The organism is Microcoleus sp. D2_18a_B4, from assembly GCF_036702475.1.
GTDB lineage: Bacteria > Cyanobacteriota > Cyanobacteriia > Cyanobacteriales > Microcoleaceae > Microcoleus.
On the sequence record NZ_JAUBTL010000010.1, the window covers coordinates 73,035 to 85,752 of the forward strand.

The window sequence follows — 12,718 nt, forward strand, 5'->3', positions numbered from 1 at the left end:
GGTAAAAGTATAGTCATTTATAGGCATGGGAGGCTTCAAGCCCCTCCCCCTTCACTTTTACTTTGAGCGGATTAACCCGCCTCGGCTGAACTACGCAGCTCCCTATCCCATCGCTGAACGCATTTGGGATTGCTTTTCTGAGGATGTTGTACGAAGCGTTGATATCAGAATTAATTAACTGACCAGTCGATGTTTTGTACAAACCTCGCTTAATACGCTTACCAGTAAACATTGGCTCTTTTTCTGTTTTCCCGTAGACAGGGATTGGGTCTAGACCCACGAAGTTGGCCCGCGATGTGTAGGATTCTTCCTGCACAATTACTGTGATTCCCACCAACCGAGCTTTGTACTCCAACATTTCAATTAATCGAGAGTGAGGAATACTAACAAAGTTTTGGTTGGTTTGCTTCCCTAGATCAATTTCAGTTTTCCACTGTGCATTCTTGCCAATTACTAGCGTCCCAATTTGTTTGGTATTTAAAATCGCAACAATCACACGACTAGCATGATGCAAGTAATTATCAACTTTCTGATTGCGACAGCGAGTTAATCGCGCTCATCCTGGGTGAGGTTTGACGATTCCCTTTTAACTGGGATTGTAATCGGGATTTGCGTTTGTTATAGAACTGGTTAATCGATTTTAATGGTCGCCCGTTAATCAACAAAGGGATAAATCCCGGCTGATTTGAAGTTAACGCCACTAAATTATCCAGTCCCAAATCAATACTAGCTACAGAGTTGGCATTGCCAAGGGTGGACTCCGGTTCATCATAAATTATCTCAATTACATAGGAATCACATTTCGGAACCAGTCTAACTTGACAAATCTGGTTGGGATTGAGTAGGGTTTTAATTAAAAGTTCAGTCCCCGAAAGTTTAATGATTCCTTTCTTCAACTGTTTACTACTAATCGCTTGAATCGTGTAGACGAGAAGGTTTCGCCCTTTGGTTTTGTCTTTGTACTTTGGCAATTTTGGGCGACCAGTGAATTTTGAAGAGTCAGCTTTGTAAGCTTTAACGGCTTCAAAAAACGATTTCCAATTCTTGTCTAGCACCATCAAGATTTGCTGACTAACTTTAGCAGGCAAAGCCTTGTAGGCTTCATGAGACTTCATCAATCGGTTCATTTCGTTATAACTGACATAACCCCATCCATAAATAAAGCTCTGACGAATGACGTAATTGGCGGCATTGTAGAGGTTTTTCGACTGGAAAGCTAGTTCGTCTATTTGGGCGAAACGGTGTTCCGTTGATTTAATGATGTGCCTCTGTGTTAGTTGCATTTGAGACTTGCGTTTTTTGGGCTATGCGTATTCCTTGTTCAACACTCACAACAATATAATACCATTATTGTTTATAATTGCTTATAAACTCCATGAAGTTTTACAATACAAAAACTGTCGCGGGCGATCGCGCGATACCCTAAAACTTTCACTAAACCCGATCGTATAGTTGTGGCAAAATAATTTGCACTCCAGATTAACTATACATTAAAGCATCAAAACTGATAATTATTTCAAGACAAAATTACAGGCTGAGCAGAGGAGGCACTCAAAGAAAAAAATGCCGGCCGATGGGCCAAGACTGCCTTTTTTGCCGATTTACCCGCGATCCCCCTTTTGAAATCCCCAAGTTTCCCGGGTGCGATCGGCTCCGGCTTCACATACCGAACTCTACTTTATGAGTATTATTACTTACTTTAATCCCCCACGCCGTCGGCATCTACCCCTCTATATATTAAGATTATTAAATAAATATTAAATTACTTTAAGTAACATAAAAAATTTTAATTTTTGTTATTAAACATTATGATGTTAGTTTATATTGTCAAGGTGGACAGCTTCCCCTATTCTTATAGGATAGGAAGCTTTACACTGCCTTACTAATAAATGTGGGCCTCCCCGTCCAAATTTTTAGATTTCTCAAAGATTTGTAACGGTAATTTCGCTCATCCTCAAAGGAGATTCAAAAATGTCAATTGCCGTGGGAATGATTGAGACAAAAGGTTTTCCCGCTGTTGTGGAAGCTGCCGATGCTATGGTCAAAGCTGCCCGCGTTACCCTCGTGGGCTATGAAAAAATTGGCAGCGCCCGCGTCACCGTAATTGTGCGCGGCAACGTGTCGGAAGTCCAAGCCTCAGTCGCCGCAGGAGTGGAATCCGTCAAGCGGGTGAACGGCGGAGAAGTCGTCTCTACCCACATCATCGCTCGCCCCCACGAAAACCTAGAATACGTTCTGCCGATTCGATACACAGAAGCAGTAGAACAGTTCCGAGGCTACTAAGTTCTTAGCGCACAAAAATTTCGTTAAAGAAAAATTTGTGCGATCGTCAAAAATTAACTGTTTAGTTCCCCAAATATTCAATCAGGAGTAAAACCAATGGCAATTGCAGTTGGCATGATCGAAACCCTAGGCTTCCCCGCAGTGGTAGAAGCCGCTGACGCGATGGTCAAAGCAGCCCGCGTCACCTTGGTAGGCTACGAAAAAATCGGTAGCGCTCGGGTTACGGTCATTGTAAGAGGAGATGTCTCGGAAGTGCAAGCTTCTGTCGCAGCCGGAGTAGAGTCAGTGAAGCGCGTTAACGGCGGACAAGTCATGTCCACCCACATTATCGCCCGCCCTCACGAAAACTTAGAGTACGTGTTGCCCATTCGCTACACCGAAGCTGTAGAACAGTTCCGTGAAGGCGTGAGCGGCATTCGCCCCCTCAACAGATCATAAGATAGGCTCACGGCTGTTAGGGGCGTTTGGTAATTAAAAATTAAAAATTAAAAATCGCGCTGTTTTTGATTTAGCATTTTTAATTTTTAATTGAGGTGGGTATGGGATATTGGTTATTAGTCATGAGTCATGAGTCATAAGTCATTAGTTACTAGACGAAGCTCTAAAAAGCGGACAGCGGACTGAGGACAGAGCTAATTAAAAAAAGACAAGTGACAGTGTAAAAATGACAGTTACCAATTACCTATTACCTATTACCTAAAATGCAAATGGCCAAAGTTCTCGGCACAGTTGTCAGTACCCAAAAAGAGCCGACACTGAGAGGATCGAAATTTCTACTGCTGCAATTCATCGATGAGGAAGGTTCGCCAGTTCCCGGCTATGAGGTAGCCGCTGACTGTGTGGGCGCTGGTATAGATGAATGGGTTTTAGTAACCCGAGGCAGCGCAGCCCGGATCGCGCCCGGAAGTGAAAACCGTCCGATCGATGCTCTAGTAGTAGGCATTATAGATACTGTCAATGTAGAAAACCGCCTCATTTACAGTAAAAAAGACGACCCGTACGGCTAGTTGCAACCGTTAACAGTTAGCAGTTAGTGGAAAAATAACTAACAACTAACAACTAACAACTAACAACTAACAACTAACAACTAACAAAATTTTTTTCAGCTTAGGAGAACTTAATTTATGGCAGTCCGCAACGTTGCGGCTCCCCCGACGCCTTGGTCGAAAAACTTGGCTGAGCCCAAAATTCACGACACCGCCTTCGTACATTCCTTTTCTAACATTATTGGGGATGTGCATATCGGTTCTAATGTGATGATTGCCCCCGGGACATCTATCCGCGCCGATGAAGGCACTCCTTTTTATATCGGAGAAGGAAGCAACATTCAAGACGGAGTAGTGATTCACGGCCTAGAACAAGGCCGAGTCACAGGAGACGACGACAAATCCTATTCTGTGTGGGTGGGGAAAAATACTTCCCTCACCCACATGAGTTTAATTCACGGCCCTGCCTACGTGGGCGAGAACTGCTTTATCGGCTTTCGCTCTACGGTGTTCAATGCCAGAGTGGGCAACGGCTGCATTGTCATGATGCACGTACTAATTAAAGATGTGGAGATTCCCCCCGGTAAGTACGTACCTTCGGGAGCCATCATCACTAATCAGAAGCAAGCCGATCGCTTGCCTGACGTTCAAGATTCTGACATTCAATTTGCGACCCATGTCATCGGCATCAATGACGCTCTGAGAACGGGTTATCGCTGCGCTGAGAACATCGCCTGTCTAGCACCAATTCGCAACGAGCAAACTAAAAACCCAAATATGACTCAAACCAAATATTCTACCAATGCCGGCACCCAATTGAGTTCAACTCTTGCCGATAGCATCCGCAATTTACTAGCTCAAGGATACAGCGTGGGAGCCGAACACGCCGACGTGCGACACTTCCGGACCGGTTCTTGGCGCACTTGCGGCCCGATTTCCTCAACCCGTGACTCTGAAGTAATCGCGGCTTTGTCAGCTTGCATGGCCGAGCACCAAGGAGAATACGTCCGCTTGATCGGGATTGACACCAAAGCCAAGCGCCGCGTACTCGAAGAAATCGTCCAAAGACCCGGAGACAACGGCTCTAACGGTTCTAACGGTGCCAAAACTCACCAATCTAACGGTAAAGTTGCACAACAAGCTTCAAACCACAATAGCGGTTCCGTGTCAAGCGGAAAATTGAGTGCCGAAACAGTGGCTCAGGTTCGCGGCTTGCTAGCTCAAGGCTACAAGGTGGGGACGGAACACGCCGACGCGCGCCGCTTCCGCACCGGTTCTTGGCAAAGCGGGGCTTCGCTGCAAGTGAAAAACGAATCTGAGGCGATCGCCGCTTTGGAAGCTGTGATGAACGAGTACCCGGGTGAGTACGTGCGCTTGATCGGGATTGACCCGAAAGCTAAGCGACGCATAGTTGAAGAAATTATTCAGCGTCCCGACGGCCCGGTTGCTCAATCGGCTAAGCCGGCAGCAACATCTAACTCGGCAGCAACATCGGGATACAAAGCAGCTTCGACTGGTTCGGCCAGCAGCGGAAGTTTGACCGGCAAGACGATCGACCAAATCCGCAACCTGCTTTCCCAAGGCTACAAAATTGGCACGGAACACGCCGACGCGCGCCGTTTCCGCACCGGTTCTTGGAGCAGTTGCGCCCCGATCGCATCCAACCACGAATCCGAAGTGATTTCTGCCCTCGAAAGCTGTCTCAAAGAACACAGCGGCGAGTACGTCCGCTTGCTGGGCATCGACTCCAAGGCGAAGCGCCGGGTACTCGAAGAAATTATCCAGCGTCCTTAATTTGCTAGGTAATTAGCTTGCTTCTCCCGTTAAGCCCTCGCGCTGGGCTAACGGGAGAAACCCCAGCGGATTTAAGTTGGATTTGAGATAGTTAAAAAGCTCGAATGAGAAATGTTGGTCAGAATCTAGAATCTTCTGAAAGTTTCTATAAAACGTTAAAGCATCAAGCTTCTCAGTATTAGTAAATTATCGTTTCTTAGATTGACATGGTTAAATTTATCAGTCGAGAAAACCCATAATTTAAAGTCGTTTTATCGAAAAAAATAGCTCCTTTCATGGTGAAGTCGAATGTATTTATCGCCACTGCAATTAAGTAGCAACTCTCAGATTTTGATGAGTGGCGATGTAGTTGTGAATGAGGGTGCGGCGATCGCCCCTGGAGCAATCCTGCAAGCAGAGCCCGGAAGCCGGATCTCGATCGCCGCCGGTGCCTGTATCGGTATGGGAGTTATCCTTCACGCCCGTGAAGGTACTCTGGAAATCGCCGCGGGCGTTATTCTGGGTGCAGGGGTGCTGGTGGTAGGTGCGGGAACGATCGGGGAAAATGCGTGTATTGGCGCCGCGACGACGCTAATCAATCCTTGTATCGACAAAATGCAAATTATGGCAGCAGGTTCTCTAATGGGAGATACCAGCCGCCAAGTCGCCGCAGAACCAACAGCAGCAGCGCCAACAGCAGCGCCAACAGCAGCGCCAACATCACCAGAAACCCCCGAAGCCACTACGCCACCAGTCGATCGACCGATCGAGCCGATCGAGCCGCCACAACCCCCCCAAACACCGCCTCAAACTGCGCCGGAGACGGCCCCAGACCCGCCGGAATCCACCGCCGCAGAGCCACCCCAACCAGGGGAGACGCCAACTATTCTGTACGGTCAAGCTCACATCAATCGGCTGTTGGGCACGCTGTTTCCGCACCGGCAAGCTTTTAATCGATCGGAGGAAAACGGCCAAACTCTATCGGGCGGTTCCGGGTAGCCGTCATTTCGGCAAAAGCCAGCTATGCTAAAGGCAGAAAGATCAAATATCAATAGGTAATCTCATATTATTGGTAGCTCAGCAATTTGTCAGGCCTTGCAGCAGCAATCAGTGTTTTGTAGCTCGTGCAGTCTGTCTTCTCATCTGAGAAACTATAAACTATCAACAAATTTTTATTTTGGGAAGTTTCTAAGGGTAATAGAAGATGGACGGACAAACAGATCGTAACAGTCACGAAGAGCGATCGCAGCGCCAGGAATACTTCAAAGACACTGCTTTGGGTTTGGTATCCACCAAGAGTTTTCCGGCAATTGTGGGGACTGCTGACATGATGCTCAAGTCGGCAGGAGTGATTTTAGTAGGATACGAAAAAATTGGTTCCGGTCACTGTACCGCGATCGTCCGGGGCAGAATTTCGGATGTGCGTTTGGCTGTGGAAGCTGGAGCTCAAACTGCCGAACAGTTCGGGCAGTTTGTTTCTAAGTTGGTGATTGCTAGACCTTTGGCTAATTTGGAAGTGGTTTTGCCGATCGGCTTTCGGCTGACTGAACTTTCGGAAAAAGGCAGTTATTCTCGGCTTAGCAATCAGGCGATCGGTTTGCTCGAAACGCGGGGATTCCCGGCAATGGTGGGCGCTTGCGATGCTATGCTCAAATCCGCAGACGTACACTTGGCAGCTTACGAGAAAATTGGCGCCGGTTTGTGTACGGCCATTATTCGCGGTGCAGTTGCAGATGTAGCAGTAGCCGTAGAGGCCGGGATGTACGAAGCTGAGAGAATTGGCGAGTTGAACGCGGTGATGGTAATTCCGAGGCCTTTGGAAGATTTGGAACAAACTTTACCTCTGGCGAGTTGCTGGATCGAGCAGCGTAAACCTGTGATGATGCCCGTGTCGGTTAAGGAAAAGGAACAAGAATTGATCGAACTTCCAGATTTGGAGAAATTGAGAGTTTATGTGGAAGAGGAAATCAATCGGTAATTGGTAATTAGGCAACAAAAGTTTGTAGAGACGTACTGCCGCAAATACTGAGACGAAGTTTGTCAAAAAAATATAGAGTTTACTCGGTAGGACTGCTGGCAACAATTTATACTGAGTAGCGGTCTCAAACTTAATTGGGCGATCGAGCCGATCGCCGCCGCATCAAGAGACACAGAGCACCAAGTAAAACTAGACTTTTGAGATTAAGTCGATCGGGTAAACAATCGAACTGACTAATAAGTAACTCCAGCCGAGGCGCAGAGCCTTTCAACAGGATTTAACTACTGTTAAAATAAACCCAAAATCCTGTATACGGTAGATTGCCGGGAATCATTCAAGAGTTACTCTGACCCCAGGTGGATGCTCTTCCAACAGATGAACGGCCCTCTAACTCAAAACTGACTGCACAGGAATCAACCCCCAGAATCAAGCAATCCTGAAAGTTGACCTATGAACCTCAAACAATTTTACAAGCGCGGTTTGCACAGCGCCAAGAAAGGAAACTATGAAGCGGCACTTGAGGACTTCGATCAGATACTGCAAGTCAATCCCGCCGATGCCAAAGCCTATAACAATCGCGGCTTGGTTTACTATTACATGAAAGACTACCAAAAAGCGATCGCAGACCTCAGCCAAGCCTTAGATATCAATCCTAACTTCTTCGAGGCTTACTTGAATCGAGGCAATGCTTGGCGTCATCTCGGAGAACACGAAAAAGCCATTGATGATCTAAACTGTGCTTTAGCAAATAAGCCTAACAGCTACGCTATCTACAACAACCGGGGACTTGTACTTGCTAATTTAGGAAATTACGAAGAAGCAATAGAAGACTACAATCGATCTCTATCTATCAATTCCAACAATTATAAAACCTATTACAACCGGGGGCGCGCTTACTACCTTTTGGGAGAAAAAGAGGCAGCAACGGAAAACTTTAACGAAACGCTGCGGTTGAATCCTAGATATATCAAAGCTTACATAAATCGAGGTCTCTGTTACCACCAATTAGGAGACAATACGCAGGCGATGGCCGATTACAACATTGCACTCGGCATCGATCCACAAAATATTTATGCCTATTATAACAGAGGTTGCGTTCGCTATAAATTAAAACAAATGCAGTTGGCAATTGAAGACTTTGACAAAGCAGTAGAACTCGATCCGAACTATGTTAAAGCTTATCTCAACCGGGGTTTAGCGCTGTATAAACTGGGAGATGTGGCGGCAGCAAATAAGGATTTTTACCACGTAATGTGCATTAATGCTGAAGCTTATGTCTACTACCAAGCCCAGCGGTGTACGCCTGATATTAATTCGTACTTCAAAGAAGCGCCGCAGGTGGAACTTAATAATGCTGTAGAATACTACAACACAACCTTAAATACGATGTCAACTTCCTTAAGTTCCGCAGCATTAAACGCGGTCTGGAATCAAGAAGATTTAGAGAACAGAGACTCGATTATCTGTGAAAGTGAATTTATTAATGATTGATTTAGTCAGTAGTCATTAGTCAGTAGTCATTAGTCCTTAGTCATTAGACTTATTGCATAAATCATTGAGCGACAGGAAAACTGCTGATGCAACGCAGAGGCATTTAAATATACTTTGTGAATGTATAGCAATCCTTGCAGGAGTCGTAAATTTTTGACCCCACCCCAACCCTCCCCTTATCAAGGGGAGGGAGTAAGAAATTCACAAAGGATTTAGGATGGCTATATGCAATTCAAGTCTAATGAGTCAGCAGTCATTACTCATTCGTCATTAAGTAGGTCATCGGAAAAAACAATACCTCAGAAACCCGGTTTCTGCGTATATTTATCGTGAGTCGTCGCAAAATCTTCTAGAAACCGGGTTTCTCGCCCCCTGCGTAAGCCCTGATCAAGAGGTTTTTAACGCGGATTGGGTAGGAGTTAAAAATTAAAGTCCTTACTGCCAACAAACAGCAAGGACTTTAATGATTTATTCCTGAGTGTTAAGGATTAACATCCTTACTACACACGTTAAATACTAGCCATCACTTCACGCGCTGCTGCCAAAGTTCGATCGATATCTTCGTCAGTATGAGCCAAAGAAGTAAATCCAGCCTCAAACTGCGAAGGAGCAAGATAAATTCCGTGCTCCAACATTCCCCGGTGAAAGCGGCTGAACTTCGTCAAATCCGACTTCTTCGCATCCTCGTAATTGTGAACCGGGCCAGCCGCAAAAAACAAGCCAAACATCCCGCTAATTTGCCCGCCCCAAACCGCGTGTCCCGCTTCCTTAGCAATTTTTAGCAATCCGTCAGACAGTTTTTTAGTAATCTTATCCAACTGTTCGTAAGTGCCGGGTTTTTGCAGCAATTCCAAAGTCTTAATCCCAGCAGTCATCGCCAAAGGATTTCCCGAAAGCGTACCCGCTTGATACATCGGCCCAGCAGGAGCCACCATCCCCATAATATCCCGCCTTCCCCCGTAAGCTCCCACCGGCAAACCGCCACCGATAACTTTACCCAAAGTAGTCAAATCCGGGGTGACACCGAATCTTTCCTGAGCTCCGCCGTAGGCGATGCGGAAACCGGTCATTACTTCATCAAAAACTAACAAAGCACCGTTATCTTTAGTAATTTCCCGCAAACCTTCGAGAAAACCTGCATCCGGGGTAATAAAACCGGCATTCCCCACCACTGGTTCGAGAATTACGCCTGCTATCTCGCCGGGATTTTCGGCAAATAAAGCTTTTACTGCTTCTAAGTCATTGTAGGGAGCGTTGAGGGTATTGGCAGTAACGGATTTCGGCACGCCCGGAGAGTCGGGAAGGCCCAGAGTTGCCACACCGGAACCTGCTTTTACCAAGAACATATCGGCGTGCCCGTGATAGCAGCCTTCAAATTTAATCAGTTTATCGCGTCCGGTGAAAGCTCGCATCAGCCGCAAAACGGCCATACAGGCTTCGGTGCCGGAGTTGACAAATCGCACCATTTCAATGCTGGGAACCGCATCGATGACCATTTCGGCGAGTACGTTTTCCAACAGCGATGGTGCCCCGAAACTCGTACCTTTTTCTAAAGATTCGTGCAACGCTTTGATGACTTCCGGGTGGGCGTGGCCACAGATGGCTGGGCCCCAAGTGCCTACATAGTCAATGTATTGGTTTTCGTCAACATCCCAAATGTAGGCTCCTTTTACCCTGTCAAAGACGATGGGCTGTCCGCCTACGGATTTGAAGGCGCGGACGGGGGAACTGACGCCACCTGGCATCAACTTCTGGGCGGCGGCGAAAATTTCTTCTGATTTGGTCGTTTTCAAGGTTGTGGAAACCAATGTTTTCTCCTTAGTGAACGTCTGTTGTTGGTAGAATAATTTTATAGCCAGTTCAACATAAAGGTTAGGTCGATTCAAGGAAACTATTCTAGTAGATTTTAGGGTACAAACCAATGAGTAGCAATACTAGCTTGGGTTTTTTAGGCTTTGTCGCACTAGCGCAGTGAAGCGAAGCTATCCCGTAGGGAATCGCCCTAAAATGTAATTTTTTGTAAAATAGTTCTTGACAATTTACCCATCACTTGCTCAATCTTCTCTCTTCCTCTGCGTCCTCTGCGTTCTCTGCGGTTAATAAAAAAAACAATCTCCGACAGGAAAGCGTTAATCTATATTACCAAGTTGAAATAAAATTATGTCTACTACTGATTTATCGAATTTGAGCCGATCGATCCCAATTGAAAAGATCCGTTACGACGATCGCGGTTTAGTGCCTGCGATCGTCCAAGATTATTTGGACGGTACGGTGTTAATGATGGCCTGGATGAATCGGGAGTCGCTGCAAAAAACGCTCTCTACCGGGCAAACTTGGTTCTGGAGTCGTTCTCGCGCTGAATTGTGGCCCAAAGGCGCGACTTCGGGACACGTTCAAAATGTCAAAGGCCTGCGTTACGACTGCGATAGCGATGCTTTGCTGGTGACAGTCGAACAAGTCGGAGATATTGCTTGTCACACCGGAGAAAGAAGTTGTTTTCACCAAGTTGATGGGGAAATTTCACCGCCGCCAGGGGATATGTTATCTCAATTATTTGCGGTAATTTGCGATCGGCGCGACAATCCTAACGAAAGTTCTTATACTTGCAAATTGTTCGAGGGCGGCGACAACAAGATTCTCAAGAAAATTGGCGAAGAGTCGGCGGAAGTTGTGATGGCTTGCAAAGATGACGATAAAGAGGCGATCGCTGGGGAAGTTGCTGATTTATTTTATCACGCTTTGGTTGCTTTGGCTCACCATCAAGTTGATTTGAGAGCAGTTTACCGCAAATTGGGCGATCGACGAAAATAAATTAGTTATTGGTTATTGGGCATTGGGCATTGGGCATTGGGCATTGGTAGCAGCAACAAATGACTAATGACTAATAACTAATGACTGCTGACTAATGACTAATGACTAATAACTAATGACTGCTACTTTTCAACATTCGATCGAGCTTTTGCAAAATAAAAATAGCCGCGCCCACACTCAAAGCCAAACCCAACCAAAAATTATCTGCCGCCCATTTACCTCTATCCAAAGCCACACCGCCCAGGGGTGGCCCGATTAAATAGCCGATCGCCCAACACTGAGAACTAACCGCCAAATACACGCCCCGCAAAGACTCCGGCGCTAAATCCACCACCAAAGCCGAAGCAAAAGGCGTATAAGCAACAGTCGCCATCGACAAAAAGCTCAAGCCTAAAACAGCTAACAATAGATTGCCAGTTGCAGCCATTCCCGTCAAGCCGATCGCGATAAATCCCATTCCCCACAGCAGCGCAGAAATCATCAAAGCTTTCGGATCGGAAAACCGCCTCAAAGCTTTAACAACCGGCAGTTGCAAAGCCACAGTTAAAAACGTGCTAAAAGCAAACAAAACGGTAATTGTACCCGTTGAAAAGCCTGTTCCCGTTCCCACCGCGACAAACTTGCTAAAGTACAGCGGCATTGTGGTTTGGACTTGGGAAATATATAATGTGAACAGAGTATTTACTACAGCATAAACTAGAAGACTTCGATCCCTCAGCGCCACCATCCAGCCATTTTCCAGATTTTTTTTGCCTCTATCCGCTGACTTAGCTGGTTTGTAGGTTTCGGCGATCGCGATCGCAACTACTGCAAACAGCACTAAAAACGAGATACCATCAATAATAAAGAGCGATCGATAATTACCCGTTACCTCAATCAACAAACCGCCCAAAATAATCCCAACTTGCAAACCCAAATTATCAGCAAGCCGCGTCAAAGCAAAAGCTTCCTGTCGCTGTTCGCCCTCAGTTAAATCCGCCACCATCGTCTCGGTTGGAGGCCAATACAAACCCACACCAAAACCCATCAGTAAATTGCCCGCAATTAAGCCAGCGAAATCATTAGTCCCCGCCAGTACAAAAGAAGCCGCCGCCGCTATTATTGTCGCCAGCAATAAAGTTCGCCGCCTTCCCCAAAATTTGGAATCGCAAAAAGAACCGCCCAAAATTCTGCCCAATATTCCCGAAACTGAACCGCTACCCAAACCAATCCCAACAGCAGTAGCAGATAAACCGACGCGATCGACAAAAAATATCGGCGCGTAAAATAAAGTAAAACCGGTGCCGCTTTGGGAGAGGAATCTGCCGGCGGCAAGAATCCAGACTTGAGAGGGGAGACGGGGCAACCAAGAGGATAATTGAAATTTAGGCATATATTATTTATAATAGTCGGCGGT

Annotated in this window: 10 protein-coding genes and 1 pseudogene; 8 read left to right on the forward strand and 3 right to left on the reverse strand. The window is 46.3% G+C overall.

Annotated features, from left to right (window positions below):
• Positions 1–13 precede the first annotated feature (13 nt).
• Positions 14–1,283: pseudogene (locus tag QUB04_RS08550) on the reverse strand (RNA-guided endonuclease InsQ/TnpB family protein).
• A 688-nt stretch (positions 1,284–1,971) separates the two neighbouring features.
• On the opposite strand from QUB04_RS08550, the gene QUB04_RS08555 reads away from it, so the two are divergent.
• The 7 genes from QUB04_RS08555 to QUB04_RS08585 all read left to right on the forward strand — a co-directional run bounded on the left by QUB04_RS08555 (position 1,972) and on the right by QUB04_RS08585 (position 8,511).
• On the forward strand, positions 1,972–2,283 hold the full coding sequence (locus QUB04_RS08555; protein ID WP_006635059.1) for a carbon dioxide-concentrating mechanism protein CcmK: 312 nt from the start codon (positions 1,972–1,974) through the stop codon (positions 2,281–2,283).
• A 96-nt stretch (positions 2,284–2,379) separates the two neighbouring features.
• Positions 2,380–2,721: a carbon dioxide-concentrating mechanism protein CcmK gene (locus tag QUB04_RS08560; RefSeq protein WP_006635058.1), complete on the forward strand. Its 342-nt coding sequence runs from the start codon at positions 2,380–2,382 to the stop codon at positions 2,719–2,721.
• 263 nt (positions 2,722–2,984) lie between these two features.
• Positions 2,985–3,290 carry a EutN/CcmL family microcompartment protein gene (locus QUB04_RS08565; protein ID WP_006635057.1) on the forward strand — a complete coding sequence of 102 codons (306 nt, stop codon included), beginning with the start codon at positions 2,985–2,987 and terminating at the stop codon, positions 3,288–3,290.
• Positions 3,291–3,407: 117 nt separating this feature from the next.
• On the forward strand, positions 3,408–5,063 hold the full coding sequence (locus tag QUB04_RS08570) for a ribulose bisphosphate carboxylase small subunit (protein WP_333283353.1): 1,656 nt from the start codon (positions 3,408–3,410) through the stop codon (positions 5,061–5,063).
• 288 nt (positions 5,064–5,351) lie between these two features.
• Positions 5,352–6,041 (forward strand): carbon dioxide concentrating mechanism protein, encoded by a 690-nt coding sequence (locus QUB04_RS08575; protein ID WP_333283355.1) that lies wholly within the window; start codon positions 5,352–5,354, stop codon positions 6,039–6,041.
• A gap of 205 nt (positions 6,042–6,246) precedes the next feature.
• Positions 6,247–7,020 (forward strand): BMC domain-containing protein, encoded by a 774-nt coding sequence (locus tag QUB04_RS08580; RefSeq protein ID WP_333101844.1) that lies wholly within the window; start codon positions 6,247–6,249, stop codon positions 7,018–7,020.
• Positions 7,021–7,470: 450 nt separating this feature from the next.
• Positions 7,471–8,511, forward strand: coding sequence for a tetratricopeptide repeat protein (locus tag QUB04_RS08585; protein WP_333283357.1), 1,041 nt, complete (start codon positions 7,471–7,473; stop codon positions 8,509–8,511).
• Positions 8,512–9,020: 509 nt separating this feature from the next.
• Here QUB04_RS08585 and hemL read toward each other — a convergent pair.
• Complete coding sequence (gene hemL / locus QUB04_RS08590; RefSeq protein ID WP_333283359.1) at positions 9,021–10,319, reverse strand: glutamate-1-semialdehyde 2,1-aminomutase; 1,299 nt, start codon at positions 10,317–10,319, stop codon at positions 9,021–9,023.
• A gap of 352 nt (positions 10,320–10,671) precedes the next feature.
• Here hemL and hisIE point away from each other — a divergent pair, with 352 nt between their 5' ends.
• On the forward strand, positions 10,672–11,322 hold the full coding sequence (gene hisIE / locus QUB04_RS08595; protein WP_333283361.1) for a bifunctional phosphoribosyl-AMP cyclohydrolase/phosphoribosyl-ATP diphosphatase HisIE: 651 nt from the start codon (positions 10,672–10,674) through the stop codon (positions 11,320–11,322).
• A 112-nt stretch (positions 11,323–11,434) separates the two neighbouring features.
• On the opposite strand, the gene QUB04_RS08600 is transcribed toward hisIE, so the two are convergent.
• Positions 11,435–12,694 carry an MFS transporter gene (locus tag QUB04_RS08600; RefSeq protein ID WP_333283364.1) on the reverse strand — a complete coding sequence of 420 codons (1,260 nt, stop codon included), beginning with the start codon at positions 12,692–12,694 and terminating at the stop codon, positions 11,435–11,437.
• Positions 12,695–12,718 lie beyond the last annotated feature (24 nt).

Excerpts from the sequence above, each read along its gene's own strand:
- QUB04_RS08555 (WP_006635059.1), top strand. The coding sequence starts at position 1,972 with ATGTCAATTGCCGTGGGAATGATTGAGACAAAAGGTTTTCCCGCTGTT.
- QUB04_RS08560 (WP_006635058.1), top strand. The coding sequence starts at position 2,380 with ATGGCAATTGCAGTTGGCATGATCGAAACCCTAGGCTTCCCCGCAGTG.
- QUB04_RS08565 (WP_006635057.1), top strand. The coding sequence starts at position 2,985 with ATGCAAATGGCCAAAGTTCTCGGCACAGTTGTCAGTACCCAAAAAGAG.
- QUB04_RS08570 (WP_333283353.1), top strand. The coding sequence starts at position 3,408 with ATGGCAGTCCGCAACGTTGCGGCTCCCCCGACGCCTTGGTCGAAAAAC.
- QUB04_RS08575 (WP_333283355.1), top strand. The coding sequence starts at position 5,352 with ATGTATTTATCGCCACTGCAATTAAGTAGCAACTCTCAGATTTTGATG.
- QUB04_RS08580 (WP_333101844.1), top strand. The coding sequence starts at position 6,247 with ATGGACGGACAAACAGATCGTAACAGTCACGAAGAGCGATCGCAGCGC.
- QUB04_RS08585 (WP_333283357.1), top strand. The coding sequence starts at position 7,471 with ATGAACCTCAAACAATTTTACAAGCGCGGTTTGCACAGCGCCAAGAAA.
- hisIE (WP_333283361.1), top strand. The coding sequence starts at position 10,672 with ATGTCTACTACTGATTTATCGAATTTGAGCCGATCGATCCCAATTGAA.
- QUB04_RS08600 (WP_333283364.1), bottom strand. The coding sequence starts at position 12,694 with ATGCCTAAATTTCAATTATCCTCTTGGTTGCCCCGTCTCCCCTCTCAA.